The organism is Rhodococcus sp. 06-462-5, assembly GCF_002258315.1.
In the GTDB taxonomy this organism is placed as follows: Bacteria; Actinomycetota; Actinomycetes; order Mycobacteriales; family Mycobacteriaceae; genus Rhodococcoides.
The window spans coordinates 1-26,596 of the sequence record NZ_NOYD01000005.1 but is presented as its reverse complement, the minus strand read 5'-3'; the positions used below and the strand labels follow the sequence as shown (position 1 = coordinate 26,596).

28 protein-coding genes and 1 pseudogene are annotated in these 26,596 nt (G+C 64.9%); 14 read left to right on the top strand and 15 right to left on the bottom strand.

Translation table 11 applies throughout. The annotated features are described in order from the left end of the window. Nucleotides 1–58: 58 nt before the first annotated feature. From CH251_RS02500 to CH251_RS02485, 4 genes are all read right to left on the bottom strand, one after another. Nucleotides 59–1,315 carry an RNA polymerase sigma factor gene (locus CH251_RS02500; RefSeq protein WP_094611711.1) on the bottom strand — a complete coding sequence of 419 codons (1,257 nt, stop codon included), beginning with the start codon at nt 1,313–1,315 and terminating at the stop codon, nt 59–61. Then, nucleotides 1,312–1,662, bottom strand: a complete 351-nt coding sequence (locus tag CH251_RS02495) for a YciI family protein (protein WP_094611710.1) — start codon at nt 1,660–1,662, stop codon at nt 1,312–1,314. Before CH251_RS02495 ends, CH251_RS02500 begins: the two co-directional genes overlap by 4 nt. A 109-nt stretch (nt 1,663–1,771) precedes the next feature. Further along, entirely contained in the window at nt 1,772–2,545 is a 774-nt protein-coding gene (locus CH251_RS02490) for a DNA-formamidopyrimidine glycosylase family protein (RefSeq protein WP_094611709.1), read from the bottom strand. A gap of 56 nt (nt 2,546–2,601) precedes the next feature. Next, entirely contained in the window at nt 2,602–7,179 is a 4,578-nt protein-coding gene (locus CH251_RS02485) for an ATP-dependent helicase (RefSeq protein ID WP_094611708.1), read from the bottom strand. Between the two features lie 96 nt (nt 7,180–7,275). On the opposite strand from CH251_RS02485, the gene CH251_RS02480 reads away from it, so the two are divergent. Continuing rightward, nucleotides 7,276–7,527 (top strand): modification methylase HgiDII, encoded by a 252-nt coding sequence (locus CH251_RS02480; RefSeq protein WP_094611707.1) that lies wholly within the window; start codon nt 7,276–7,278, stop codon nt 7,525–7,527. A 105-nt stretch (nt 7,528–7,632) separates the two neighbouring features. After that, nucleotides 7,633–8,154, top strand: a complete 522-nt coding sequence (locus tag CH251_RS02475) for a DUF1992 domain-containing protein (protein WP_094611706.1) — start codon at nt 7,633–7,635, stop codon at nt 8,152–8,154. 11 nt (nt 8,155–8,165) lie between these two features. Here the strand turns inward: CH251_RS02475 and CH251_RS02470 are convergent, their stop codons facing one another. Further along, the gene (locus CH251_RS02470; protein WP_094611705.1) at nt 8,166–8,771 is read right to left on the bottom strand and encodes a ribulose 1,5-bisphosphate carboxylase large subunit; all 606 of its coding nucleotides are present in this window, start codon (nt 8,769–8,771) and stop codon (nt 8,166–8,168) included. Nucleotides 8,772–8,825: 54 nt separating this feature from the next. Between CH251_RS02470 and CH251_RS02465 the strand changes: the two genes are divergently transcribed. The 3 genes from CH251_RS02465 to CH251_RS02455 all read left to right on the top strand — a co-directional run bounded on the left by CH251_RS02465 (nt 8,826) and on the right by CH251_RS02455 (nt 11,255). Beyond that, on the top strand, nt 8,826–10,010 hold the full coding sequence (locus tag CH251_RS02465; protein ID WP_094611704.1) for an NAD(P)H-binding protein: 1,185 nt from the start codon (nt 8,826–8,828) through the stop codon (nt 10,008–10,010). Beyond that, nucleotides 10,010–10,720: a CPBP family intramembrane glutamic endopeptidase gene (locus CH251_RS02460; RefSeq protein WP_094611703.1), complete on the top strand. Its 711-nt coding sequence runs from the start codon at nt 10,010–10,012 to the stop codon at nt 10,718–10,720. The genes CH251_RS02465 and CH251_RS02460 overlap by 1 nt, the downstream gene beginning before the upstream one ends. A gap of 97 nt (nt 10,721–10,817) precedes the next feature. Continuing rightward, nucleotides 10,818–11,255: an Lrp/AsnC family transcriptional regulator gene (locus CH251_RS02455; protein ID WP_032376860.1), complete on the top strand. Its 438-nt coding sequence runs from the start codon at nt 10,818–10,820 to the stop codon at nt 11,253–11,255. Here CH251_RS02455 and CH251_RS02450 read toward each other — a convergent pair. Both CH251_RS02450 and CH251_RS02445 read right to left on the bottom strand, forming a co-directional pair. Beyond that, entirely contained in the window at nt 11,227–13,941 is a 2,715-nt protein-coding gene (locus CH251_RS02450) for a molybdopterin cofactor-binding domain-containing protein (RefSeq protein ID WP_094611702.1), read from the bottom strand. The genes CH251_RS02455 and CH251_RS02450 overlap by 29 nt on opposite strands. Beyond that, nucleotides 13,938–14,750 carry an FAD binding domain-containing protein gene (locus tag CH251_RS02445; protein WP_094611701.1) on the bottom strand — a complete coding sequence of 271 codons (813 nt, stop codon included), beginning with the start codon at nt 14,748–14,750 and terminating at the stop codon, nt 13,938–13,940. The genes CH251_RS02450 and CH251_RS02445 overlap by 4 nt, the downstream gene beginning before the upstream one ends. A gap of 216 nt (nt 14,751–14,966) precedes the next feature. Between CH251_RS02445 and CH251_RS02440 the strand changes: the two genes are divergently transcribed. Further along, nucleotides 14,967–16,535, top strand: a complete 1,569-nt coding sequence (locus CH251_RS02440) for a PucR family transcriptional regulator (RefSeq protein ID WP_094611700.1) — start codon at nt 14,967–14,969, stop codon at nt 16,533–16,535. Nucleotides 16,536–16,544: 9 nt separating this feature from the next. Beyond that, nucleotides 16,545–17,177: a DUF2461 domain-containing protein gene (locus CH251_RS02435; protein ID WP_094611699.1), complete on the top strand. Its 633-nt coding sequence runs from the start codon at nt 16,545–16,547 to the stop codon at nt 17,175–17,177. A 10-nt stretch (nt 17,178–17,187) separates the two neighbouring features. Here CH251_RS02435 and pucL read toward each other — a convergent pair whose 3' ends face one another. The 4 genes from pucL to uraD (CH251_RS02415) are packed head-to-tail and all read right to left on the bottom strand — an operon-like array spanning nt 17,188 to nt 20,851. Further along, nucleotides 17,188–18,108 (bottom strand): factor-independent urate hydroxylase, encoded by a 921-nt coding sequence (gene pucL, locus CH251_RS02430; protein WP_032397428.1) that lies wholly within the window; start codon nt 18,106–18,108, stop codon nt 17,188–17,190. A gap of 1 nt (nt 18,109) precedes the next feature. Beyond that, a complete protein-coding gene (gene uraH / locus CH251_RS02425) occupies nt 18,110–18,436 on the bottom strand; it encodes a hydroxyisourate hydrolase (protein WP_032376865.1) in 327 nt (108 codons plus the stop codon). Then, entirely contained in the window at nt 18,433–18,936 is a 504-nt protein-coding gene (uraD, locus tag CH251_RS02420) for a 2-oxo-4-hydroxy-4-carboxy-5-ureidoimidazoline decarboxylase (protein WP_094611698.1), read from the bottom strand. Before uraD (CH251_RS02420) ends, uraH begins: the two co-directional genes overlap by 4 nt. A gap of 10 nt (nt 18,937–18,946) precedes the next feature. Next, nucleotides 18,947–20,851 (bottom strand): 2-oxo-4-hydroxy-4-carboxy-5-ureidoimidazoline decarboxylase, encoded by a 1,905-nt coding sequence (gene uraD, locus CH251_RS02415; RefSeq protein ID WP_094611697.1) that lies wholly within the window; start codon nt 20,849–20,851, stop codon nt 18,947–18,949. Nucleotides 20,852–21,029: 178 nt separating this feature from the next. Between uraD (CH251_RS02415) and CH251_RS02410 the strand changes: the two genes are divergently transcribed. Together CH251_RS02410 and CH251_RS02405 are read left to right on the top strand one after the other, a co-directional pair. Then, complete coding sequence (locus CH251_RS02410) at nt 21,030–21,563, top strand: NTP transferase domain-containing protein (protein ID WP_256978764.1); 534 nt, start codon at nt 21,030–21,032, stop codon at nt 21,561–21,563. Then, nucleotides 21,562–21,726 (top strand): annotated as a pseudogene (locus CH251_RS02405) (CHC2 zinc finger domain-containing protein); the annotation flags it as partial. The gene CH251_RS02410 and the pseudogene CH251_RS02405, both read left to right, overlap by 2 nt. A 40-nt stretch (nt 21,727–21,766) precedes the next feature. Here the strand turns inward: CH251_RS02405 and CH251_RS02400 are convergent. Beyond that, on the bottom strand, nt 21,767–22,276 hold the full coding sequence (locus CH251_RS02400) for an alpha/beta fold hydrolase (RefSeq protein ID WP_094611694.1): 510 nt from the start codon (nt 22,274–22,276) through the stop codon (nt 21,767–21,769). Between the two features lie 168 nt (nt 22,277–22,444). On the opposite strand from CH251_RS02400, the gene CH251_RS02395 reads away from it, so the two are divergent. The 5 genes from CH251_RS02395 to CH251_RS02375 are packed head-to-tail and all read left to right on the top strand — an operon-like array spanning nt 22,445 to nt 25,180. Further along, nucleotides 22,445–22,846, top strand: coding sequence for a VOC family protein (locus CH251_RS02395; RefSeq protein WP_094611693.1), 402 nt, complete (start codon nt 22,445–22,447; stop codon nt 22,844–22,846). A gap of 5 nt (nt 22,847–22,851) precedes the next feature. Beyond that, nucleotides 22,852–23,493, top strand: coding sequence for a class I SAM-dependent methyltransferase (locus CH251_RS02390; RefSeq protein WP_256978762.1), 642 nt, complete (start codon nt 22,852–22,854; stop codon nt 23,491–23,493). A gap of 27 nt (nt 23,494–23,520) precedes the next feature. Next, nucleotides 23,521–24,345: a hypothetical protein gene (locus tag CH251_RS02385; protein WP_094611692.1), complete on the top strand. Its 825-nt coding sequence runs from the start codon at nt 23,521–23,523 to the stop codon at nt 24,343–24,345. Continuing rightward, nucleotides 24,333–24,617 (top strand): hypothetical protein, encoded by a 285-nt coding sequence (locus tag CH251_RS02380; protein WP_094611691.1) that lies wholly within the window; start codon nt 24,333–24,335, stop codon nt 24,615–24,617. The genes CH251_RS02385 and CH251_RS02380 overlap by 13 nt, the downstream gene beginning before the upstream one ends. Further along, entirely contained in the window at nt 24,617–25,180 is a 564-nt protein-coding gene (locus tag CH251_RS02375; RefSeq protein ID WP_094611690.1) for an AAA family ATPase, read from the top strand. The genes CH251_RS02380 and CH251_RS02375 overlap by 1 nt, the downstream gene beginning before the upstream one ends. Nucleotides 25,181–25,186: 6 nt before the next feature. Here CH251_RS02375 and CH251_RS02370 read toward each other — a convergent pair whose 3' ends face one another. The 3 genes from CH251_RS02370 to CH251_RS02360 form a co-directional block, all read right to left on the bottom strand. Beyond that, the gene (locus CH251_RS02370) at nt 25,187–25,873 is read right to left on the bottom strand and encodes a haloacid dehalogenase type II (RefSeq protein ID WP_094611689.1); all 687 of its coding nucleotides are present in this window, start codon (nt 25,871–25,873) and stop codon (nt 25,187–25,189) included. Beyond that, the gene (locus CH251_RS02365; RefSeq protein WP_094611688.1) at nt 25,870–26,289 is read right to left on the bottom strand and encodes a DUF1707 domain-containing protein; all 420 of its coding nucleotides are present in this window, start codon (nt 26,287–26,289) and stop codon (nt 25,870–25,872) included. The genes CH251_RS02370 and CH251_RS02365 overlap by 4 nt, the downstream gene beginning before the upstream one ends. A gap of 66 nt (nt 26,290–26,355) precedes the next feature. After that, nucleotides 26,356–26,596: biotin/lipoyl-containing protein (locus CH251_RS02360; RefSeq protein WP_143537893.1), on the bottom strand; the 241-nt coding region annotated here is incomplete at its 5' end.

Sequence of the window (26,596 nt, the reverse complement as noted above, 5' to 3'; positions counted from 1 at the left end):
CGATCCATGGTGATCGGCGAAGCTGTGAAGGGGCTTGGCCGCACCTGACAGGGAGCTTTCAGGTTTCTTCGCGTCGTTGCTCGACAGGGTGGGAAGACGGCGCGAGCTGCGCTCGGAGATACGCCCTCTCGGCCGGCGACGGGTCGAGAGCGAGCGCGGTCGTTCGTGCGTTCCTGGCCTCCTCCGCGCGGTCCAGGCGATCGAGCATCACAGCTCGACAGGCATGCCACAGGTAATGGCCGCCGAGAGAATCGATGGCGTCGAGTGCGGCTAGCCCGGCGGCGGGCCCCTGGCTCTCTCCGATGGCCACGCCGCGGTTGAGTGCCACGATCGGTGTGTTCTCCACAACCGTAAGCGCGTCGTACAGCATGACGATCCGAGACCAGTCGGTGTCGGCGTAGGTCGCTGCGGTGGAGTGACATGCTGCGATGGCTGCCTGGATCGTGTAGCGGCTGGGCCGAGAGTCGTTGCGACGCAGTGCACTGTCCATCAACCGAGCACCCTCCTCGATCGCCTCTCGATTCCATCGAGATCTGTCCTGATCCTCCAGCCTGAGGAGGCCGCCCGATTCATCGGTCCTGGTCGCTCGGCGCGAGTCGGTGAACAGCATGAGGGCCAGTAGCCCCTGAAGTGACGGCTCGTCCGGCATCAGGTCGATCAGCAAGCGGGCCAACCTGAGTGCCTCGTCGCACAGCCGAGGCCGCACCAGCGTCTCACCGCCGAGATGGCCGGCGGTGAACATCAAGTACACCGTGGTGGCCACCGCGTCGAGTCGTTGCGGTAACTCCGCCGAATCCGGTACTCGATACGGAATGTTGGCAGCTGCGATCTTCTTCTTCGCGCGCGTGAGCCGTTTGGACATGGTGGCCTCGGGCACGAGCATCAAGCGGGCGATGTCGGACGTGGCGAGCCCGCAGAGGGTGCGCAGGCTCAGTGCCACCTGCGCTTCGACGGAGAGCGTCGGATGGCAGCAGGTGAAGACCAACCGCAACAGATCGTCGGCGATCGAGGACTCGTCGCTCTCGCTCCAATTCTGGTTCAGCACGGCGAGATCCGCCGCCTCTCGTTCCTTTGCGGTGCGCCCGGCCTCGCGTCTGATGATGTCGAGCGCCTTGTTGCGAGCCACGGTGGTGAGCCAGGCACGCGGATTGTCGGGGACACCCGATCTGGGCCAGTGAGCGAGTGCGGTCACCACGGCATCGGAGACTGCGTCCTCGGCGACGGCAAAACTGCCGGTGGTGCGCACGAGGGTCGCCAGGACGCGGCGACCCTCGTCACGGACCACGGCCGAGAGGTGCTCGCCCGGCGTACTCATCGAGTCATCGGAATGACCGGCCGAACTTCGATTGCTCCGTTCCACGCTGCTGGGATCTGTGCGGCCAGTGCGATTGCGGCATCGAGGCCCTCCGCCTCGAGGAGGAAGAACCCGGCAAGCACCTCTTTTGCTTCGGCGAAGGGACCGTCGGTTGTCAGGACGTCACCTCCCTTCCCTCCCGACACGCGCACCGTGGTGGCGGTCGACGTGGGGTGCAGGACCGCGCCGCCGGTGATCGCGGATCCGGCCGCGGCACTGAATGCACCGTATTCGGCCATCTCGTCCGCCACCTCGGGCGAGGTCCAGTCGGCATCATGGGTGTAGACGATGGCTGCGTACGTGGTCATGAAGGCTCCTTGGAGTCGTCGCGGTCGGCACCGTTTGCCGACCTACACACGAAGGACGAACGGGGTTCGTCGAAAAGGACACCACGGACCGAACCGATCTCGCCACGGTTCAGTTCTGACAGTGCGGGCAGTGGTAGATCTGCCGTTCCTCCAGTGGATTGTCTCCGATCAGACCGAATTCGATGGTGGTTCCGCACCGTCTACACGGCTTGTTTTCGCGCCCGTACACCCAGAAGTGTCGGCCGGGTCGCCGATCTCCGGTGGTGACGCGTTGGTTGCGATCCTTGTTGGCCATGATCAATCGATAGGAGAGGTCGATCGTCTTCTTCAGGTCACCGGCTTCGCCGACCGGGGTGCGCGGATCGACTCCACGGAGAAAGCAGATCTCGTTGCGGTAGACGTTGCCGAGGCCGGCGATGTTGCGCTGATCGAGCAGCGCGAGCCCGATCGGCCGGGCCGGATCCGCTGCGAGCCTGGACAGCGCGACGTCGGGATCCCAGTCGGGACCGAGCAGGTCCGGTCCGAGGTATCCGACGGCTTCGTCCTCGTCCTCGAGGATCTCGAGCACTCCGAGCTCGAAACCGATGGCCTGTGCGTTGGCGGTGTTCAAGATGATCCGCGCTTGGAACGCAGGGCGACGCCAGCGGGCACCGGGAGCGTAGACGTGCCAGGTGCCCTCCATCTTCAGATGCGAATGGATGGAGTAGCCGCCGACTCGAATCAGCAGATGCTTACCTCTTGAGGCGACAGAATCGACGGTCTTGCCGGTGAAATCGACTGTGGCATAACGGGGTACGCGAATGTCGCAGGTGGTGAGCTGCTGGCCCTCGAGTGCGGCGCGCAGGGTGTTGGCGGCGCGCCAGACGGTATCGCCCTCGGGCATCGGTGTCGGTGTCCTCTCTGGTGTTCTCTCTGGTGTTCTCGCAGGCAGTGGGCAAATCAGCGACGCAGGCGAAGTCCGCGTGGGGTCGCCGAGAAACCTGCTTCGGTCAAGGTCTTCGCGAAGTCGGTGCCGTGGATGTCGTGACCGTTGATTCGCTCGACGAGTAGTTTGTCGACACCGCCGCGGCGAACGGTGGCTGCCAATGCGGTTGCTGCAGCGCCGATGTCGTCGGTGTTGTCACCGAACGTGAGCACTGACTTTCCGCCGCGTTCGACGAACATCGTCAATTCGCCGCGGACGAGGACCACCAGTGCACCGGCCTTGCGACCAGGCCGGTGCTTCGTCGTCTCGTCCGGATTCTCGCCGACACCGGCCTCGCCGCTGCCGGCTTTCGGCCAGGGCAGTGCTCCGCCGTAGGGGTTGGCCGGATCGCAGGACGCGAGCACGACAGCGGTGGCGTTCTTCTTCGGTTCGTCGTAGCTGCGCAACCGGTCCACCACGTCGGAGGTGGAGAACTGCGCGCCGCCGAGTGAGTCGACGAAGTAGCCGCGACGGCAGCGACCGGAATCCTCGAATCCGGTGAGCACCTTGTACATCGTGGCGAATCCGCCGGGCACACCCTCGTTCATCACCGAACCGCGGGTGACCACGCCGTAGCGCTCGAGCAGGACGTCGGCGGTCGCGTGGGCGCGGACGGTCAGGTCGGGTTCGAGCTCGGGCAATCGTGACCACCGTCCACCCGCAGTCGGCGGCCCGGTGCGGGTCGGGAGCGAGGGGCGCTCGAACTGCCGGTACGAGCGCAACCGCGGTGTACGACGAGGTGCACGATGACTCGGGGCCGAGCGGGTGGTTGTCGAGTTCAACAGCGCGCGCAGCGGGGCGAACGTGTCGTTGCTCAGACGGCCCGCCCACACCAACTCCCACAGTGCAGCCTGCAGTGCGGTGTCGTCGGTACTGCCGACGGTGTCGGAGAGTTGCCGGAAGAAGTACGCGCCGCCGCCCGCGACGGCGTCCTGAATACGAATCTGCAGTTCCGACAGGTCCGATTCGGCCGCAGGAACGAGGGTGAGCGGGGCGGTGTCGGCCATGTGCAGGCTCACCCAGCCGTCCTTCGACGAGATCGCGCCATGTCCCGACCACAACACCTCACCGGTTGAGGTGAGTTCGTCGAGCATCGCCGGACTGTAATCGGTCACCCGCGACGAGAGCACGAGAGATTCCCAGGCCGACGCCGGAACAGGAACGCCCGCAAGCTGTTCGATGACGGTCGCGACGCCGTCGATCCCGCTCAGGCGCCGGCTGTCCACATGCTGCCACGCCGGCAGGAAGCGGCCGAGGGTTGCGGTGGAGACGGGTTCGATTTCCTGCCGGGCCGCGGCCAGCGATCGACGTCGTATACGCCGGAGAACTTCGGCGTCACACCATTCGCTACCCGCGGCACCGGGACGGAATTCGCCTTCGACGACGCGCTTGTCGACGGCCAGTCTGCGCAGGACGTCGCGCACCACGGCGGTGCCGACTCCGAACCGCGCCGCTGCGTCGTCGAGAGTGAACGGGCCGTGGGTTCGGGCGTATCGACTGACCAGGTCCACCAGTGGATCGTCGACGGGTTCGATGAACGCAGCGGGAGTGCCGATGGGGAGCGGAACGCCCAACGCATCGCGCAGTCGAGCGGCGTCCTCGATCGCCGTCCACCAGTTCTTGCCGGCGAACGAGACCTCCATCGCCCGTTTGGCATCGGCGAGTTCGGTGAGCCACTGCGGATATTCGTCGCCGTTGGTGCGCAGGCCGACTTCGTCCACGGTCAACGGTCCGAGCAGTCGTAGCAGGTCGGCCACGCCTTCGATGTCCTTGGCGTGTCTGTCCTCGGGCAGTCTCTGCAGTTCGAGTTCGGTGGTGGTGATGACGCTGTCGTCGAGCAACTCTCGCAGTTCGACGCGTCCGAGCAGCTCGGCGAGGAGCGCCGAGTCGAGTGACAGTGCGGCGGCTCGGCGTTCGGCCAACGGGCTGTCGCCCTCGTACATGAATGCGCCGACGTAGTTGAACAGCAGCGAATTGGCGAACGGGGACGGTGACGGAGTCTCGACGTCGACGATCCTGATCTGGCGTCGACCGATCCGGGCGAGGATGTCTTCGAGGGCAGGGAGGTCGTAGACATCCTGCAGGCATTCGCGCACGGTCTCGAGCAAAATCGGGAACGTAGGGTATTTGCGTGCCACGTCGAGCAGCTGAGCCGAACGCTGGCGCTGCTGCCACAGCGGCGCACGCTTGCCCGGGTTGCGGCGGGGGAGAAGCAGTGCGCGAGCGGCACATTCGCGAAACCTCGACGCGAACAGGGCCGACCCGCCGACCTGCTCGGTGACGATGTCGGCAATCTCGTCGCGCTCGAACACGAACAGCTCTGCGCCGGGCGGCTGGTCGTCTGTGTCGGGGAGCCGAACGATGATGCCGTCGTCGGAGGCAGTAGGAGCGGCGTCGATGCCGTAGCGCTCGATCAGTCTCGCGCCGACTGCGAGTGCCCACGGAGCGTGTACCTGCTGGCCGTAGGTCGAATGCAGCACGAGCCGCCAGTCGCCCAGTTCGTCGCGGAACCGCTCGACGATCATCGTCTTGTCGGTGGGCAGTTGACCCGTCGCCTCGAGTTGCTCGTCGAGCAAGGCGATGAGGTTGTTGACGGCGTTGGCGTCGAGACCGTCGGAGCTCAGTCGCTCGGCGAGGTTGCTGCGATCGGTGGTGCTTCGCAGGAATTCGCCCAGTGCCTGGCCCAGTTCGGCCGGTCGACCGAGACCGTCGCCGTGCCAGAAGGGGAGCCGGCCGGGTTGGCCGTACGCCGGGCTGACGAGCACCCGATCGTGGGTGATCTCCTCGATGCGCCAGCTGGTGGCACCGAGTGCGAACACGTCTCCCACTCGCGATTCGTAGACCATCTCCTCGTCGAGTTCACCTACCCTGGACTGCTTTTCACCGACCATGTAGACGGTGAAGAGTCCGCGGTCGGGGATGGTGCCACCGGAGGTGACGGCCAGTCGCTGCGACCCGGGACGGCCGGTGAGAGTGTTGGCGTCGCGGTCCCACACGAGCCGCGGCCGCAGCTCTGCGAACTCGTCGGAGGGGTAGCGGCCCGAGAGCAGGTCGAGAGTCGACTCGTAGGCGGATCGGGGCAGGGTGGCGAAACTGCCTGTGCGACGGACCGAGTCGAACCAGTCCTCCGCGTCGATCGGTTCGAGAGCGCAGGCCGCCACGGTCTGCTGCGCCAGTACGTCGAGAGGGTTGGCGGGAACGAACAACGCCTCGATCTTGCCCGACGTCATGCGTTCGACCGTGACGGCGCAGTGAATCAGGTCGGTGCGGTGCTTGGGGAACAACACACCCTTGGAGATCTCGCCGACCTGGTGACCTGCGCGTCCGACGCGTTGCAGCCCACTCGCCACCGATGGTGGCGCTTCGACCTGAACGACCAGATCGACTGCGCCCATGTCGATTCCGAGTTCGAGGCTGCTGGTGGCGACGACGCAGCGCAGCCTGCCGGTCTTGAGATCGTCCTCGATCAGCGCGCGCTGATCCTTGCTGACGCTGCCGTGGTGGGCTCGGGCCAACAACGGATCGGCACCGTGGTTGACGTCGTTGGGAGTGCCGACCTGCGACGGCGGCTTGTGTTGTGTCTCCACGCCGTCGCCGATCCGCTCGGCGTACACCTCGTTGAGTCGCGCGGTGAGGCGTTCTGCGAGGCGACGGGAGTTGGCGAAGACGATGCACGATTTGTGCTCGAGGATGAGATCGACCATCTTCTCCTCGACGTGCGGCCAGATCGATCCCTGCGCCGGGGGAGCGGCGGAGGTGTCGGCGTTCGGATCGGTGACCCCCAGTTCGGTCATGTCCTCCACCGGCACCTGAACCGTCAGATCGAAGGTCTTCGGTGCAGGTGGAGCGACGATCTCGATGGGGGCCGCACCGGCCAGGAAGCGGCCCACTTCTTCGTGCGGTCGCACCGTCGCGGACAGGCCGATGCGCTGGGCGGGCTTGTCCAGCATCGCGTCGAGCCGCTCCAGGGACACCGCGAGGTGCGCGCCACGTTTTGTGCCTGCGACGGCGTGGACCTCGTCGACGATGACGGTGTCGACCTCGGCGAGGATGTCTCGGGCGGCCGACGTCAGCATCAGGAACAGTGATTCCGGGGTGGTGATCAGAATGTCCGGCGGAGTTTTGATCATGTTCCTGCGGTCGGCGGCGCTGGTATCGCCGGATCGCACGCCGACGGAGATCTCCGGTGGGTTCAGGCCGAGGCGCTTCGCGGTCTGGGTGATACCGACCAGGGGAGCACGCAGGTTGCGCTCGACGTCGACGGCGAGGGCCTTGAGCGGGGAGATGTAGAGGACCTTGGTCTTGCGGGTGCTGTCCGCGCCCAGTTGCGCCAGCTCGTCCAGGGCCCACAGGAAGGCCGAGAGCGTCTTGCCCGAACCCGTCGGCGCCACCACGAGAGTGTGCGATCCACTCGAGATGGACGACCACGCGCCCAGCTGCGCGGACGTGGGAGCAGGAAAGGCACCGGAGAACCACTCGCGGGTGGGCCGCGACAACTTCTCCATCACCGACAGCTCGCCCGCAGCGTCGGTGCCCGTACTGTGCCTGGCCATCCCATCATCATGCCCCCGGGCACCGACAGATAATCCTCACGTCGTTCCCCGACCGCGCTGCGGTGTCGATTCGAGCGATTCGGGTACACCGCTCCCATGACCGACGACCAAGAGATCATGCAGAAGATTTCCGCGAAGCTCGACGCTCTCCTCGGCAGCAAGACCAACGGTCTGCAGAACGAGGTTCCTCCGGGTGCGAGCATCCAGTCCGACGAGGACGACGCCGAGCAGGGGCCGCTCGGTCGTGACTACCACCTGGCGAGCAAGTACGCCCAAGCGCTCGCGATCAACGAGCCGCAGGTCATCGACCGCGAAGAATTCGATCGATTGGTCGCCGAGTACGGCTGACCGACACCGCTGTGGGACATCGGCCCCGGCCTGCACATCGGGTCGGGGCTTCGTCGTGTTCGCAGACGTGGCGCAGGGCCCGGCACCGGATCTACAGTCGACGGGGTGACCGAACGCAAGAAGCCAGGAGTCACGTTCGAGTCCTGGGTGGACAAGCAGATTCGTGAGGCTCAGGACAACGGCGCCTTCGAGGGCCTAGAGGGCACCGGTAAACCGATTCCGGTGGGCGATCCCGGGGACGAGCTGTGGTGGGTTCGCGGCTACCTGAAACGGGAGAACCTGCCCGCTGACGCACTGCTGCCCACCGCACTGCAGCTGCGCAAGGAGATCGAGCGGCTGCCGTCGACGCTCATCGCCATCCGGCGCGAGGACTCGGCGCGAGATGTGCTGGACGAGTTGAATGCTCGCATCGTCGACTGGATTCGGTTCCCGACGCCGCCGGTAGTGCCGCTCGCCCCGGTGGACGTCGAGACCTGGATGGAGAGCTGGCGAACCAACCGAGCCGAGGTGGACCGACTCGAGCGTGAGCATCGTTCGCAGTCGGCCGCGACACCCACGAATGCGACGGGTTCGGACGCGTCGTCCTGGTGGACGCGACTGCGCGCGAGGATCGCCGGGAAGCGCTGAGGCCGAGCGCCCTAGTTCTCTGCGTCCCGCTCTTCGTCGGCGAGCTTGTCCTCACCGCGATTGCGGAAGAACTTGAACCCCGGAATGCCGATGACCGCGCGTCGAACGTCCTTGGTGACTCCGAGGAGCTCGTGAATCTCGGGGGACACCGTGTCGAGGGTGGCGAGGATGGGAAGCAGCGCCTCCATGTGATCGAGGAGTCCTGGCAGCTGATCGACCATGGCGATCGCGGCGTCGACTTCCTCCTCGGAGAGGTTGTCGACGAACTTTCGGGCCATGGGTTCGGATTTCTTGGCGATGGGATCGAACAGCTCGATCAGTTCCAGCGCGGTGTGCGAGGCGACCGATGCCGACGCGACCACCTCGTCCGCGGCACCGGTTGTGCGCTGCACGCTGGCGACCACGGCGTCGGCGGAGTCGATCACGTGATCGATGCGTGTCATCAACATCTCAATACGCGTCAGCAGTGCTTCGATTCGGCCGGGCAGGGTAAGCGCGAAAGCGGTCGTGGTGAGCATCCAGCCCGCACCGGCCCGCGCCACCGCGACTCCGCGCCGGAGCACCGTTTCGGTACCGAGGGGATCGGGGAGAACCACACCTGCCAAGACCAGAGCCATAGGAGCGACAATGCCACACCGACACAACGCCCCGACTGCCGTTAGCCTCGACGCATGAGAGCTCTCGTCACCGGTGCCAGCGGATACATCGGGTCGCGGTTGGTGGCAGCTCTGCTGGCCGACGAGGCCGAGGTCGTCGTCGGCTCTCGAACGCCGGACAACCTGCGGACCTTCGATTTCTTCGACTCCGTCACCGCAGTCTCGCTCGACGTCACCGACGAACGGTCCTGTGCTGCCGCGTTCGCGGAATCCGGCGACATCGATGTGGCCTACTACCTCGTGCACGCCATCGGCGAGTCCGACTACCGCGCGCAGGACCGACGGTCCGCCGAGCAGTTCGCTGCTGCGGCCGCGCGGGCGGGAGTACGCCGAATCGTCTACCTCGGCGGTTTCGTGCCCGACGACGACCAGCTGTCGGAGCACCTCGCGAGCCGGGCGGACGTCGGCGAGGCACTGACGGTGGACGGCGTCGAGCTGGTGTGGCTGCGAGCGGCCATCGTCCTTGGCGCTGGTTCGACGTCGTACGAGATGTTGCGCTACCTCGCGGACCGTTTGCCGGTGCTGCCGCTGCCGAGTTGGCTCGCCGAGCCCGTGCAACCCATCGCCGTCGACGACGTACTGCACTACCTGGTGGCGTCCGCCGACGCCGACGCCGTTCCCGCGGGTTCGTACGACATCGGTGGGCCGGATGTGGTGCCGTATCGAGATCTGGTGTTCGCGTACGTCGAAGCTGCCGGTCTGCAGCGCATCGGTGTTCCGGTGCCGCTGGTGCCGACTTCACTTGCAGGCAAGGTCATCGGAAAGATCATTCCGGTTCCCGCCGGACTGGCCGAAGATCTCGTCGGGTCCCTGCACAACACGATGACGACGTCCGAGAGTCGGATTCGTGAGCTCGTTCCCGACCCTCCCCGAGGTCTCACCACGATTGCCGACGCCATGGCCCGTAGTGTGCGGGGAATGGTCGGTGACCCTCCCGGTGTGTGTGCGCTGAAGGATCCGCTTCGGCTCGCGAGCACCGACGCGGCGTGGAGCGGCGGTGACGCCCTTGGGGTCAGACGTCGCGGTGTCGCGGCGTCCTCGGACCACACCTGGGGATTGATCGAAGCCCTCGGTGGTCGTCGACTGCTCTACTCGAAGCCCGTTGCGGCTGCACTGCGTACCAATCTCGACGTGATGGCCGACGTGAATCGACGCGCGAGGTCGGCCGTGCGCCGACTGACCGATACCGAGGAGGCGTGATGGGAACGTGGTCCACGACCGCACTCAACGTGATGAAGTCCGCTCTGGTCGACCCGGTCGAGCGCGATCACCGACAGTCCGACGCAGCGTTTCGTAAGCGCCGAATCGTCGTGCTGATCACCCTGGTGATCGGTGCCACGGTGCTCTACTTCTCGCTCAAGGTCGAGCCGGGCGACCCAGTGTTCTACGCACTGACTCTGCTGTTGGCCGGGGTGTGGACGGTGGGCGGGTTTCTCTCCGGCCCACTGCATCTCGGACGCATTCAGGTCGGAGGATCGATCAGGCGGCCGATCGTCACACCGATCCTGATCGGGCTCGCCGTCGGCGGGGTGTTCATGCTCGGCGGTCTCGTGGTTCGGCAGATTCCGCCACTGGCCGACTTCACCGAGAACGTACTCGCGCACGCCCGGGTGGGTTCGTTGGTGCTCATCGTGTTCATCGCGTTGCTCAACGGCGTGGCCGAGGAGATCTTCTTCCGAGGAGCGCTGTACTCGGCCATCGGCGTCAAGCATCCGGTGATCATCTCGACGGTCGTCTACGCGATCGCCACCCTCGCATCGGGCAACCCGATGCTGGGCTTCGCCGCAGTGCTTCTCGGTTACGTCATGGGCCTCCAGCGGCGCGCATCCGGCGGGATACTGGCACCGATCCTCACACACGTCAGTTGGTCGGCGGTCATGGTTCTCGCTCTACCGCCGCTCTTCGTGTGATCGCTGCGATCGAACAAAAAGAGGCACAAGCACCGATTCGACCAGCAGAAACGGATCTGGGCGCTGATTCGTCTCGGATCTGGGCTACATTGCGCAGGTGAGTGAAAATCTCGATCGCGTCGATCGTTTGATCATCGACGAGCTTGTCTCCGACGGCCGTGCCACTTTGGCGACGTTGGCGGAGAAGGCTTCCCTGTCCGTCTCGGCCGTTCAATCCAGAGTCAGGCGGCTCGAGTCCCGACGCGTCATCCGTGGGTACACGGCGCAGGTCGACCCGGAGGCGCTCGGCCGGCCGCTGTCGGCGTTCGTGGCCATCACTCCGATCGATCCGGCGCAACCGGACGATGCCCCTGCGAGGTTGAAGCATCTGTCGGCCATCGAGTCGTGCCACTCGGTTGCCGGCGAGGAAAGCTACGTTCTTCTGGTGCGCGTCGAGTCGCCGAGGGCGCTCGAGCGCTTGCTGCAGGAGATCCGCGCGACCGCCAACGTGCAGACACGCAGCACGATCATTCTGCAGACGTTCTACGACCGCTGACCGCCCGCCACACACGGTCCGACGACATGGGTAGGTCGTACAGTCGGGCACCGACGGCGTCACGGATCGCGTTGGCCAGGGCCGGTGCCACGGGATTGTACGGAGACTCGCTCATCGACTTCGCGCCGAACGGGCCCAGACGGTCGTAGGTGTCGGCGAACAGAACTTCGGTGGGAGGAATGTCCGCGAACTGCGGAACGTGGTAGCTACGAATCGAATCGGTGGTGACCAGACCGGCACCGTCGGTGCGGATCTCCTCGTACAGCGCGCTCCCGATCGCCTGTGCGACACCGCCCTCGACCTGCCCACGGCACTGCTGCGGGTTCATCACAGTTCCAGCGTCCGCGCTCTGCACCGACTGCAGGATTTTCACGGTGCCGGTGTCCTCCTGCACCGCCACCCGGAACGCGTGCACGTTGAACGCGAGCGAACGCGGCAGCCCACCGCTGTTGCCCGCGGTGACGAGGGTGCCTCCTGCCATCGCCAGAATGTCGTCGAGGGTGACGAAGCGATCTCCGCAGCGGACACCTTCGGGTCCGAGCGTGCAGTCCGAATTCCGGTGTCCGGTCGCGGTGGCGGCCAGATCCAGGATCCGAGCCGACATCGCGCGAACCGCCGCGTACAAGGCCTTGCCTGCCACCACGGTGCCCGCCGAACCGAACGCGCCCGTGTCGTAGGTGACCGAGTCGGTGTCGGATTGATCGACTCGGATGCGGTCGACGGAGGTGGCCAGTTCACTCGCCGCGATCTGAGTGTGGACGGTGGTGGTTCCGTTGCCGAATTCCGCAGTTCCGACGCGTATCTCGTACCGACCCTCGGGCAGCAATGCCACCGAGGTCTCGGCGCGGTGGCCACGCGGCGGAATGGTCGCGATCATGGCCACCGCCATTCCTTCGCCGACCTTCCAGCCTGCCGGTGCGTGCTCGCCGTTGCCCCGTCGCAGAGCGGCTTCGGCCAGGTCGATGCACTGGTCGAGGCCGTAGCTGCCGAACTGCAGGTCGTCTCCCTCGTGGTGGGCGGCGACGATGTCGTCGCCGGGGACGATCACGTTGCGTCTGCGGAACTCGAACGGGTCGACGTCGATCTCTCGCGCCAGATCGTCCATCGCCGATTCGATCGCGAACATCACCTGTCCCAATCCGTAGCCGCGAAAGGCTCCGGACGGGATGTTGTTGGTGTACACGGTTTTCGCGTCGACTCGCTTGTTGGCGCACCGGTAGATCGCCACCGACTCGCCGCAGCCGTGGAACATCACACCGGCACTGTGGTTCCCGTAGGCACCGGCGTCGGTGAGAACGTCGATCGACAGGGCGGTCAGCGTGCCGTCGGCGCTCGCGGCGGCGGTGACGTCGACGCGGAACGGATGACGACACGGCGACACGGTGAACTCGTCCGTGCGCGTGAACTCGAACTGCACCGGTCGACCGGTACGCAGTACCGCCAGCGCCACCACGTCTTCGGTGAGCAACTCCTGCTTGCCGCCGAATCCGCCGCCGACGCGCGCGGTGAACACGCGCACGCGGTCGCGTGCCAAACCGAAGATCTCGCAGATCTCGTCGCGCACCAGAAACGGAACCTGAGTGCTGGTGCGCAGGTTCAGCTTTCCGGTCTCGTCCAACCAGCCGATGGTGCCGTGGGTCTCCAGGTGTACGTGCTGAATTCGCTGAGTGGTCCAGCGGCCGGTGACCACCGCCGCTGCGCCGCGAACGGCAGCGTCGACGTCCCCGGTGCTGCCGTGCAGTTCGGCCACCAGATTGCGCGACGGATCCGCTATCCGAGCAGTCGCGTCCTTGTCGCCGTGGATCTTCGGCGCATCGGGTGCGAGCGCGGACTCCGGATCGAACACTGCGGGCAGCACGTCGTACTCGACGACAAGAGCGCGGCAGCCCTCCTCGGCTGCTGCAACCGATTCCGCGACCACGATCGCCACCCGCTGGCCGATGAAGCGCACGACGGTATCGAGAACGTGGGTGTCGTCCGGATCGTCGACGCGGCGGTCGTGGCGGGCCGTCGAAAATGCCGTTGCCGGGCTGTCTTTGGCAGTCAGGATCAGGTGCACCCCCGGCACCTGCTCTGCGGCGGTGGTGTCGATGGAGACGATCCGGGCATGTGCGTGTGGACTCCCGAGAACGCTGGCGTGCAGCAACCCGGGAGGGGTGTGGTCGAGTGTGTAGGGCTCGGTTCCGGTGACGATGCGGGTACTGGCCGGCGCTGCGAGGGACCGTCCACACGCCGGACCGTCGACGGACTTCTCGGTGTTGACCACCCCGCAGACGGCGTCGGACACGGCGCGATACCCGGTGCAGCGACACAGGTTTCCCTTCAGTCGTTCGGGAAGTTCGTCCATGTCTTCCTCGGTCAGCGTCGAGGCGGTGACGACCATTCCCGCAGTGCAGAATCCACACTGGAATCCGGCGGCTTCGACGAATCGACTCTGCATCGGATGGAGATCGTCCGGGGTACCGAGCCCCGCGACGGTGGTGACGGACCGGTTGGCCGCACGAAATGCGGGGAAGATGCACGAATGCACCGGTTCTCCGTCGACGAGAACAGAACATGCGCCGCAGTCGCCCGCGTCGCACCCTTTCTTCACCTCGAAGTGGTCGTGTTCACGGAGCATGGTGCGCAGGCACTGACCGGGCCGTGGAGTGATGTCGGTGGGTACACCGTTGATGTCTACGATCATGACAACTCCTCGCGAATCTGCTGCGCTGCAGTGCAACTGATGTGACGACGCCAGTCGGGAGCCCCGTGGGGGTCGTCGTACCAGTGCCGGGGACCGATGCTTTCGGCGAGCGCGTCGTCGAGTTCGCCCGCCGTCGGCAGGGCCGGAAAGCGAAGAACGAACGGACGGACGGTCGACGCGCTGACGGTCAGCACGAATTCGCCGCCCTCGTCGACCCGCCCGATCACCACGGCGGCCGATCGCCCGAGCGGTGACAGTGCGAGCTTGCGCATCGCGGTTCTCGACCGGAGTGCGTGCAGCGGAATCTCGATGCTGCGCAGCACATCCCCCGGGCGAAGGGCATTGGCATGCGGGCCCGTGACCAGATCTGCGATCGCGATGCGGTAGTCGTGATCGGGTCCCTCACCCGACCACACCTGCCCGACGCCGTCGAGAGCTGCGGTCAACGAGATCATCGCTCCGGCAGGCAGGGCCAGTGCGATGTTGCCGCCCACGGTGGCGGTCTTCCAGATCTTGAACGAGGCCAACAACGCTGCTGCGCAGCGGGGAAACAATGTGGTGGCCGGCCACGGAGAGGTGTAGCGCGCCAGCGTCTCGATGGTGCACGTCGCGGCTATCTCGAGCCCTGTCTCGGTGACGGTCAACGGCTCCCAGCCCAAGGCAGTGATATCGACGAGGGTGGCCAGATGGTCCTGTTTCTCCGAGAACAGCCAGGTACCTCCCGCAAGGACCGCGGTGTCCACACGTCCGGGCGGAAGGTCCGCGCGGGAGCCGGGAAGCACGATGTCGTCGACAGTACCGAGATCCATGGTCGTCGTTCACCCCTCGTCCTCGCCGGCGGATCCGCCACGCCGGCAGATCCACCAGCCGACGTGTCATCTCGAACTGTAGTGAGTATCTGTTACCGATCTTCGGTCGTTCGGCGATACGCCCGAAACTCGGTGGAAACAACCCACACATACTGTTTCTTCCTACGCGCTCAGCCGTTTCGAGCACGCTCAGCGAGTGCCGGGGGAGGAACAGCAGTGCAGGTCAAGGACTTGCTGGACGCCACGCAGCTCGGCATTCGATTGCTCACCTCCGATACCGATGCCCTGGGTCGCACGCTGCGATGGACGTACACGACAGATCTGCCGAACCCGTCGCGCTACATCGCGGGTGGCGAGCTGGTCATCACCGGTCTCGTGTGGCATCGAACGCCCGCGGACAGTGAGCTGTTCGTCCGGGCCGTCGCCGAATCGGGAGCGTCGGCACTGGCCGCCGGTGAAGGGCTTCTCGGCCACGTCCCACCCGATCTGATCGAGGCCTGCGAGCGGCACGGACTACCGCTGCTCGCGGTACCCGAGACCGTCTCGTTCGGCGAGGTGACCGAGTTTCTCGTCGGCCGTGTCACCGGAGACCGCATAGCCTCGCTGAACACCTCGCTCGTCCGGCAACGCCAGCTGCTCACCGCGATCGCAGACGGCAGAGCTCTCGACGAGTTGGCGCTGCACACCTCCAGGGAAACCGGGATGGCGTGTCTGATCTTCACGGCGACCGGGCGTCGGCTGGTGGCCGAGGTCTCGGCGTTCTCCGACGCCGATGTGGACACGCTGACGCACGCTGCCCTCTCGTCCGAAAGACTGCCCACGACAACCACTCTCAGTGACGGCGGTGTGTACAGCATCTTCGGCATCGGGCCGTCGCTCGTGCAGAGGACCACCCGATGGTTCCTCGCGGTTGCTGGAGACATGGCGACGTTCCCGCCCGCCATCTCCGATGCGTTCGGCCAGCTCGCGGCCATCGCCGCGCTCGATCGTGCGCGACGCGAGGAGGGACGGCTGGTCCGACGCGAAATCGCCGATCAGGCAGTGGCGCTGATCGAGGCCGACAGCACCAGACCCGAGGCCGTGACGCGGCTGCGTCAGGCAGGCGTCGACCCGGACCGTTCGCTGGTCGTCGTCAGAGTCGTCCACAGCGGACGGATCGACCTGCGCGAGATGCTGCGCACCGTCCTCAGCGACACGCTGACCTCCTTCGGTGGCGGGTGCGTCGGGTGCAGCACACACGGCGACATCGTCGCGGTCGTGAACACCGACGATCCGAGCTTCACACAGACACTGCGAACCCGATTGACCCGCTTGGGTTCCGGCATCGGACACAGCCGTCTGCTCGTGGGCGTCAGTTCCGAAGCGACCGGGATCACCATCGACGGCGCGCTGCGATCGGCCCGTCACGCACTCGAAGTCAGCAGGCAAGGGTCCAGTCCGGTGACCGTCACCGCGGGGGCGCAACTGACCTCGGCGGTGTCGATGCTCTCGGCTCTGCCCGACGACGTGCGGCGGTCGTTCGTCGAACACGTTCTGGCACCGCTGCTCGACTACGACCGGCGTACCGATGCCGGTCTGACCGATACCCTCCGCGAGTTCCTGGCCACCGGTGGATCGTGGAACCGAACGGCCGAGTCGCTGCACGTCCACCTCAACACCGTCCGCTACCGAATCAAGCGAGTCGAGGAGTTGCTGGGCCGCGATCTGAGTTCCACCTCGGACCGCCTCGATGTCTATCTCGCGCTTCAATCCATCCCTCGTTCCTCGGCCACGGGGGCCGCATAGGATCGAACGATGACAGGCTTCACCGGAATACCCTTCGCGGCCCTGGACTTCTACGAGGACCTCGAAGCCGACAACAGCAAGCTCTGGTGGAACGAGCACAAGGACGTCTACGACACTGCGGTCAAGGGACCGATGACGGCGTTGCTCGCGACACTCGAACCGGAGTTCGGTACTGCCAAGGTCTTCCGCCCCTACCGTGACGTTCGCTTCTCCAAGGACAAGACCCCGTACAAGACCCACCAGGGCGGCTTCGTCGCTCGCGGTGACAGTCTCGGTTATTACGTGCAGATCGATCCCGCCGGGTTGTTCGTCGCGGGAGGCTTCTACAACTCCTCGTCCGAGGGCGTCGCCCGTTACCGCCGCACCGTCGACGACGACGTCCGCGGAGCCGAACTCGAGGGGATATTGGCGACGCTGACCACAGCCGGCTACGAGATCGGCGGCGACAAGCTCAAGACCAAGCCGCGGGGATACGAGCTCGACCACCCGCGTATCGACCTCCTGCGCCACAAATCCCTCACTGCAGGCAAACATTTCGGCTCACCCGCCTGGCTGGAGACACCGAAGGCCGCGACGAAGGTGCGCGATGCCTGGCGGGCCCTCACCCCGTTGGTGGAATGGACCGCGGCGCTGCACACGTGATCGCAGCGCCCTACCCGACGACAGAGTATGTCCGCCAGGCACTTCCGGCGTCGGGGGCATCCTCGCGCTCGACGGTGGCCTGAATCAGTCCGTACGGTCGATCGTCCGCGTTGAACACCTCGAGATTGTTCTCGATGCCGAACTTGCCCAGGTCGTAGACGAAGTGATGCTTGTTCGGTGCCGACATCGTGATCTCGGCGATGAACGGATACTTCTCCAGCACCGCCTCGCCCATGGCGTACAGAGTCTGCTGGAGGGCCAGCGACTGCAGATTGGCGAACCGTTCGATCATCGCCGCCTTCACGCCTGCGTAGACGGCGTCCCACTCGACGTCGGTGGTGGTGTATCGCCACTGTGCTGTCAGCGATGTCGCCATCACCCGGTCGGTCGTGGGCTCGAGAATCGTCAGGTCGTCCTCGAGGAATCCGTGGAACTCCGAACCCGTCGACTTGAGAATCACCATCTCCTTGAAGCCGCTGATCACCCACGTCTGCTGCGCATCGCCCTTGCCCTCGACGGTCACCGCCGACGTGCGGATCTCCTCGCCCTTGCGGGTCCATGTGTGATCGTGCTCGACGCCGTCGATCACCGCGCGAGCCCACGCGTATTCCTCCAGTTCGATGCGGGCACCCTCCACCGGTTCGACGTCGTCGACGAAGTGGCGGGCCAGATCGAGGCCGTAACTCTCCAGATGGAGCAGGCCCTTGGTCTTCGCGTACGCGTACGCGGTCTGCTTCTGAGTATCGGTGGGAAGCACATTGGACTGATCGCCCACCAGGTGAGCGGGGGAGAAGTCCCCACGCAGAGCACTCGACACGTTGATGTCGTGGATCTCGTGCCGAGGCGAGTCCCGATAGATCCGCACCACGCGGTTCTCGGCCTTGCCGTACTGATTGGATCCGAGGACGATCTTTCCGGTCAGGTCGGTCATGTCAGCTCCCGCGATAGGTCGAATAAGCGAAGGGGGACAACAGCAATGGGACGTGGTAGTGGGCATCGGGGTCGGTGACGGTGAACGAGATGGACACCTCCGGGTAGAAGCTCGGTGTTGACGTCGCCTCGAAGTAATCGCCGGTGTCGAACGAGAGTCGGTACACACCCGGATCGATCGGACCGGGCACGACCTCGCCGATTCGGCCGTCCCCATCGGTGGTGGCCGTCGAGATCTCGCCCTTCTCGGGATGGAACAACCGCACCCGCATCCCCACCGCGGGTGTACCCGAGGTCGCGTCGAGCACGTGCGTCGACAATCCCGTCACTGGTCCGGACCCAGCATGCGGCCGAGGCGAATTCGGTTGATCTTGGCCAGTTCCACGCGGAGCACCCGTCTTTCGGTTTCGGCATCGTTGTCGAGCCTCTCCTCGAGGATAGCGAGCAGCTCCTCCGCGGATCTGCCGGTGGCGCACACCAGGTAGACGTGCCCGAACTTCTCCTCGTAGGAGCGATTTCCCGCCGCCAACTTCTCGAGCACCTCGGTGCCCGCGGTCGTCACCGCGGCCTGCTCGCGTTTCGAGGACGGGTTGTCGGCCTTGCCGCCGATCCGGGGATGACCGTCGAGTGCATGATCGATCTCCGCCTCGGGTAACTCGGCGAGCACTCGATCGGCCCTGTCCAACAGCAGGTCTCGGCTGTGGAAGGGGCGACCCTGGGCCACTCGACGGGCCCAGATCGACGACGCGCAGCACTCGAAGAGCGCATGCATCGCCTGCCGATCACTGAGCCGGTTGAACCCGTCGAGCCCTATCCATTCGTGTAGCAACTCGCGCTCGCTATCTGAAGTCGTTGATGCGACCGAACCGCGCGGCCGCGATCGGGTTGGCATCGGCCACGAGATCGTCGAATCGGTAGTTCGCGATCTTGGCTATCTCGATCATCGCGAACGACCGTTCCGCCGACGGTGCGTTCTCGACGCGAGACCAGCCGTTGGCCAGGACACGATCGTAGCGTTCGGTCTCCCGCGCGCAGATCACCAGCGGGAAGCCGAAGTGCTCGCGATATTCGGCGGCCAGTTGAACGATGTTGTCGTGTTCGTCCTCCTCGAGGTTGGACAGGCCGACGTGGTCCGCTGCGTTGAGGGTGCCGGTGGCGTCCTCGCTGCCGAGATCGGGGTAGCTGTTGATCAGCTCGATCTGCTCCTCGGTGGTGCCGGCCAACAGTGCCTCCTGGAAGGCCTCGCGCAGGCCGTGCGCATCGGCGAAAGGGCGCTGCTGGTAGGCGCGTTCGACCACCCACGGAGTGCCCTGCACCAAGCCGCCGAACGTGGCGGCGAAGTCCTCGGCCGACATCTCGTTGACCTTGTCGAGGGTGATGCCCTTACCGGGACCGCCTGCCACTGCCTGACCGCGATTGCCGATGTGGAAGAACAGCACGTTGAGCACGATCGCGGACACCGCGCCGAGAACGATGCCACTGCCGAACAACATCTCCAGCCAATCGGGCACGCCTTCGGAGACCGACGGTTGAATGGTCACGAGCATCGCCAGTCCGAGGCTGGTGGCAACGATGATCAGGTTGCGGTGATCGGTGAAATCCACCTTCGACAGCGTCTGGATGCCGACCACGGCGACAGTGGCGAACAGGGCGAGCGCGGCTCCGCCGAGCACCGGCGGCGGGATGGATGCCACGACGGCTGCCGTTTTCGGAAGCAAGCCCAGCAGGATCATGATGCCGCCTGCCGTGGCCACCACCCAGCGGCTGCGCACACCGGTCAGGCGGACCAGGCCGACGTTCTCCGAGAACGCCGTGTACGGGAACGAGTTGAACGTGCCGCCGATGACGGTGGCCACTCCGTCCGCGCGCAGAGTCGCTGCGATGTCGTCCTTCTTGATGCGCTTGCCGACGATCTCACCCGTCGCATACACACTGCCGGTGGTTTCGACGGCGATGATGAGCATGACGACGATCATCGAAATGATCGCGATGACACTGAATTTGGGTACACCGAACAAGAAGGGCTGCGTGAAGCCGATCCAGGACGCCTCGGAGGTGCCGTCGAAGTTCATGTCTCCCAACGCGAATGCGACGGCGCTGCCGATCACCAGGCCCAGAAGCACGGCGATGGTGGCCATGAAGCCTTTGAAGAATCGTTGGATCAGCACGATGATCAACAGCGTGCCGATCGCGTAGGCCATCCACCGCCCGTTGGACGGATCCTGTTCGTGAGTAGCCGGATTGGTCACCGCGTCGTTGACGGCCACCGGGAGCAGCGCCACACCGATGATCGTGATGACGGTACCGGTCACCACCGGTGGGAAGAAGCGCAGCAGCCTACTGAAATACGGTGCCATGAAGAACGTGACGAGACCGGCGACGATGACGGCGCCGTAGACGTACAGCAACCCCTCGGTGCCGCCTCCGTTCGCCATCGCGATCGCGATCACCGGAGAGACACCGGCGAACGTCACACCCTGCAGGAGCGGCAGGCGGACACCGACTTTCCAGAATCCGACAGATTGAATGATCGATGCGATGCCGCAGGTGAACAGATCCGCATTGATCAGGTGAATCAACTGTTCGTTGGTCAGTCCGATCGCACTGCCGATGATGATCGGCACCAGGACAGCGCCGGCATAGAAGGCGACGACATGTTGGAACCCGTAAGCGGCAAGTTTCGGAACGGGGAGCACTTCGTCGACAGGATGGACACGTTTGCGTGTGGTGGGCGTGACAGACATGGGTGGGCACCTCGCGGAAGCAACAGGGCAGGATTCCTGCGACGCTGCAGGAGAAGTGCACTAAGAATCAGTCATCGCGCCTATCCTCGCTAGTCGAGCGCGCACAAACTTGTCGACCCACTCGAGGTGGATGTTGTGCGAACATCCAATACTCCACTCGCGAGTGAAAGGAGCGACCGTGTCGGACCTGGCCGTCGGAGTGCTACTGGCCGCCGGTGCCGGAACGCGATACGGATCGCCCAAAGTGCTCGCCCACGACGGGCTGTGGCTGAGGACTGCGGTGCAGGCGTTGCGCGACGGCGGCTGCGATCGCGTGGTCGTGGTGCTGGGCGCGGCGGATGCGCCCATGCCAGACGGCGTGATCGCGGTGCACACACCCCACTGGAACCAGGGGATGAGCGCCTCCTTCACCGCCGGTCTGGCGGCGGCGTCGGATGCGGAGTACGCGGTTGTGCACGTGGTCGATACCCCGGACATTGGAGCCGAGGTTGTGCAGGCAGTACTCGCCGCAGCGCGGGAAACCGGTCTCGCCAGGGCTGTGTTCGACGGCCGTCCCGGTCATCCGGTCGTTCTGGCGCGTCGACATGTCGACGCAGCCGTGGCATCGGCGTCGGGGGACTTCGGTGCCCGGGATTTCCTGCGGGGAAGAGACGACGTGATTGCCGTCGAATGCTCACACTGGGCGACGGGAATCGATCACGACTATCGGTGAGCGGACGCCCAGTCTGCACGTTCGACCGAGCCTGCAAGGTTTTCACTGCTTCGGGTGCGGAGCGGGAGGCGACGCGTTCGATTTCATCCAGGCAGCCGACGGGGTCAGCAGGGTCGAATCGGTCGAACTCCTGGCGAACCGAGTCGGTCTCGTCATCGACTACGAGGATCGGGACCAGTAGGAGCGTCCCCGCGGGGACGCATTCATCCGCGGATTTCGGCGGCAACGGCGTCGATCATGCCGTCGAACTGATGACCACCGGTCGGGAACTCGATCACCGTCGCCGACGGAAGAGCCTTCGAGTTCAGCGCCAGGTGAGAAACGGGAACGACGTCGTCGTCCCGGCAGTGGAGGAGCGTCAGGTCGGTCTCGGGCTCCGGCTCGGTGAACGCGTAGTCGGCGACATCCCACCCACGCGGCGTCCAGTCCGGCATCGCCAACAGAGTGGCTCGCAGGGGTCGTTCCCGGCGATGTTCTGCCAAGACCCTGACGAGGATCGATGCGCCGAAGGAATGCGCAAGCACCGTGTCCTCGGGTCCGAGCCGGTCCAGGTGCTGCCGAACCGGCGCGGCCCAGTCCTCGAAACCCATGGCGGTGTCGGGCAGCTCCGGCATCCGAAGGTCGAGGCGCAGAGCCTGCGCGAGGCCGTTGGCAAGCGGTGCGTCGTCGACAAATCCGCCGGCACCGTGAACGAACAGAAGTCGGCCGACCATGCTGGGGTCCTTTCCTCGGCAATGCTGTCATCGGAGATGACCGAACTGCGGCCGTGAATTCACCGGTTGACTCGGATTCGGGGTCCGTGCGAGCATCGTCGGCAGCGTCGCGTGTCGATGACGGACTGCGTCAGGCATGGAGGCGTCGTACTGTCCAGGAGGCAGCGCATGTCCATTTCGTTCGATCACACCATCATCGTTGCGAAGAACAGTTCCGATTCTGCGGCGTTCTTTCGTGAGCTGTTCGCTCTGCCGGAGGCACCGTCGTGGGGGCCGTTCGTCAACGTCCAACTCACCGACGGCACGCTCGTTCAATTCGCCGAGCCTCCCTTCGACGATATTCAGTTTCAGCACTACGCCTTTCGGGTCAGCGACGATCTGTTCGACGCGGCCTACGCCAGGCTTGTCGACCAGGGCGTCGAGCACTGGGCCGATCCTCGGATGACCGAACCCGGCACCGTCAACACCGATCACGGTGGCCGCGGAGTGTACTTCCGCGACCCGACCGGGCACTTCTTCGAGATGCTGACGCACTCCTACCTGTCGACGCCGGGTGAGCCGGTACCGTAGCCACTGTGACCGAGCAGCAGCATGTTTCGATGACGAGGGCCGCCTACGACACCGTTGCCGAAAGCTACGCCGACCTGGTTCGCGACGAACTCGACGGCAGGCATCTCGAGCACGGACTGTTGGCGACATTCGCGGACCGAGTGTCGAGCGGCAGCGTTCTCGAAGTGGGATGCGGAACCGGCCGCATCACCGAACATTTGCACCGCCTCGGTCTCGAGATTGCGGGAATGGACCTGTCGCCCAACATGATCGAGGTCGCGCGGCGCGAACACCCGCACCTGCGATTCGGTGTCGGATCGATGGAGGTATTGGACGCGGGGGACAGCTCCCTGGCCGGGATCGTTGCCTGGTACTCGATCATCCACACGCCGCCACAGCAGTTGTCGGCGATATTCGCCGAATTGCATCGCGTGCTGGTGCCGGAAGGTCTGCTGCTGTTGGCATTTCAAGCAGGCAACGAGCGAGTGCGACTCGAGCAGGCGTATGGACACTCGGTCTCGTACGACGCCTACCGACTCGACCCCGACGTGGTCGTGGCCATACTCGTCGAGGCCGATTTCGAGGTTGACGTCCGCGTGCATCGAGCTCCGATGGGATACGAGTCGACATCGCAGGCATTTCTGTTGGCCCGCAAACGGACATCGTGACGTCTCGAGACCAGTAGGAGTTGCCCGATGTATTCCCGCCGTCCACGCGTTCTCTTCGTCACCGACCTGGCTTATCTGTCGAGGGGCCGACGCTACTGCGACGAGGACATCTTTCTGTCGTCGCAGCTCCGCGAGCGGTTCGACATTGCGCTCTGTCACCCGCTCGACGCGCTAGCGCTGATGGACGGGTTCGATGTCGTCGTTATCCGGAACTCGGGGCCTGTGCTGGGGTACCAGGCTGCTTTCGACATCTTCGCTCGTCATGCGCGCGAGAACGGCACGAGAGTCTTCACCCAGCTCACCGGCAAGGGCGACCAGCGAGGCAAGCAGTACCTGGTCGACCTTTTCGCAGACGGTTTTCCGGTCATACCTACCGTCGACGACCCGCGGGACGTCTCGCGCTTACCCGAGGTGAATACCTATGTGGTGAAACCGAAATGGGGCGCCGACTCGATCGGTATGCGTCACATCGGGCGCGCCGAACTGTCGGAAGTCGAGGCGGGCCATCTGATTCAGCCGCGAGTCGACTTCGTGTACGAAGTGTCGTTCTACTTCGTCGGCCGGACATTGCAATACTCCTTGTATGCTCCGGACCCCGGCCGACGCTGGGACCTGGAGCCGTACTCGACTACTGCTCAGGACGAAGATTTCGCGCAACGATTCGTCGACTGGAACGACATCGACCACGGAATCACGCGGGTGGACGCGTGCCGCACCGTCGACGAAACCTTGCTGTTGGTCGAGCTCGAAGACCTGAACCCGTACCTCTCCCTCGACCGGCTGACCGAGTCGACGCGTCGGGAGTTCGTGAACCACATGGCGGAGGCGATCGTAGCGCTGTGTCGATCCTGACCGCCGCGCTGGTGTTGTTCGGCTGGCTGCAGCCGTTGGTCGGACGCTCACGGTCGGGTTGGCTTCGGCGGCATATGCTGTCGATGCAACTGTCCTACCTGGTGCTCATCGTGACCGGAACGGCCCAGTTCTTCGACTACCTGCCTCTTCCGAACGACGCTCTGAACGCCATCGTCTTTCTGCAGTTGCCCTTGATGGTCGGGATCGTGGCAATCGTCCGACGTAGTCGACGGCCTATCGGTTTCCACGATTCGCTACCGTCTCCTTCGTGATGTTCGGACCGGACGCCGCCCTGCCGCATCGCCCCGCGCGAATCGTCGTCGCGGGGACATCCGGTTCCGGCAAGACCACACTGGCCGCTCGCATCGGGGCGTTGCTCGACATCGAACACGTCGAGATCGACAGCTTGTTCCACGGCCCGAACTGGACGCCGCGTGCGACGTTCGAGTCCGACGTGGAGGAGTTCATCGCACGCCCGTCGTGGGTCACCGAGTGGCAATACAGTCTTGTGCGGGACCGTCTCGCCGATCGAGCCGAACTGTTCCTGTGGCTCGATTTACCGCGGCGAACAGTCATGTGGCAGGTCATCGTTCGCACACTCCGTCGCAGGTTCGGTCGAACGGTGCTGTGGAACGGCAACATCGAGCCGCCGCTGCACCGAATCTTCTTCGATCGCGACCACATCGTTCGATGGGCATGGAACACCTACCGGTCGACCACCGAGCGAGTGGAACGACTGAGTGTGCGCTGCCCGGAGCTGACAATTGTTCGCTTTCATTCGCATCGGGACGTGGACGCGTGGATTGCGCACCAGCTGATCCCTCAGGCTCGATAGCTGTTGTCAGCAGCCCAATTGCGTTGCGAGAGAATCGATCGAGTCGACGCTGTGAGTCCAGTCGGATTCCGCGGCGAGGTCGGTGGTCTGACTCGGCCCGTGTTCGAGCGGTCGCGCGACGAATGCCGTTGCGAAGCCGCAGTCGGCAGCCGCAGCGAGATCGCTGTTGTGTGCGGCGACCATCATGCACTCGCTCGGCTCGATACCCAGAATGTCCGCGGTGCGGAGATACGCGTCGGGCATGGGCTTGTACGCCCGCACCGGTTCTGCGCCGAGGATCGCGTCCCACGGCAGTCCGGCGTTCTTGGCCATGTCGAGCAGTAGGGAGATGTTGCCGTTCGAGAGCGGGGCGATGATGAAGTCGGTACGAAGCCGGGTGAGTCCGGGGACCGAATCCGGCCAGGGATCCAATCGGTGCCACGCCCGATTCAGCACGGCAATACGATTCTCGGCCAGCCGAATGTCGAACTCCGACAACACTACTCGGAGCGATTCGAGATGCAGTACGTCCAGCCGGGTGAAGGGCCTGCGACCGGATCGAACCTCCTCCATCGCCGGCTGATACAGACTGCGCCAGCGGTCTGCAAAAGAAAAGCTGTCGACATCCGACCCGCACTGTTCTCGGACCTCGCGAGCGATGCTGGTACGCCAGTCGACGACGGTGCCGAACACGTCGAACAGAAGCGCCCTCAACGCTCCTTCTTCTTTTTCTTCGGGCTCTTCGAGTGTCCGCCTGCGGACAGCAGCGCACCGGCGAGCGGGATGAGGAGGAAGAAGAGCCACTTGTTGTCGAAATCGGTGAGGAAGAACAACGCCAACGAACCGAAGATGACCAGGGGCATCACCACTGCACGCCAATCGATTCCGCCGGTCTCGGCCGGAGCAGGCGACTGCTCGGGCCGGGCAGGCGTGTGCGGCGGCGTCGACGCGGCGGGAAGGTCGACGAAGACCGTGTCGAGCTCCCCGCGCGTCGTGGCGGACGCGATAGTGGCACTGCGCTCGTCGAACTCGGGAACCGTGAGGCGACCCTCGCTGAAATGCAGGCTCAGCGCGTCGAGCGCCTTTTCCCGATCAGCTGTACCGATACGAATTTCCGGAAGCTCGGACATTGCTACAGGGTAACGCTATCCGAGGCCCGGATTCGAGCCAAAATTCGCATCGCTACCGATATGTCGTTATTTGATTTCTGCGAGGACGGTGCCTTGAGTGATGGCGTCGCCTGCGGTGACGGTCAGGCCGGTGATGGTGCCTGCCTTGTGGGCGTTGACGGGGTTTTCCATCTTCATCGCTTCCAGGACGGCGATGAGGTCCCCGGCCTCGACGCTCTGGCCTTCGTCGACGGCGACCTTGACCACGGTGCCCTGCATCGGTGCGGTCACCGCGTCACCGGAGGCCGCGCCGGCTCCGGCACCACCA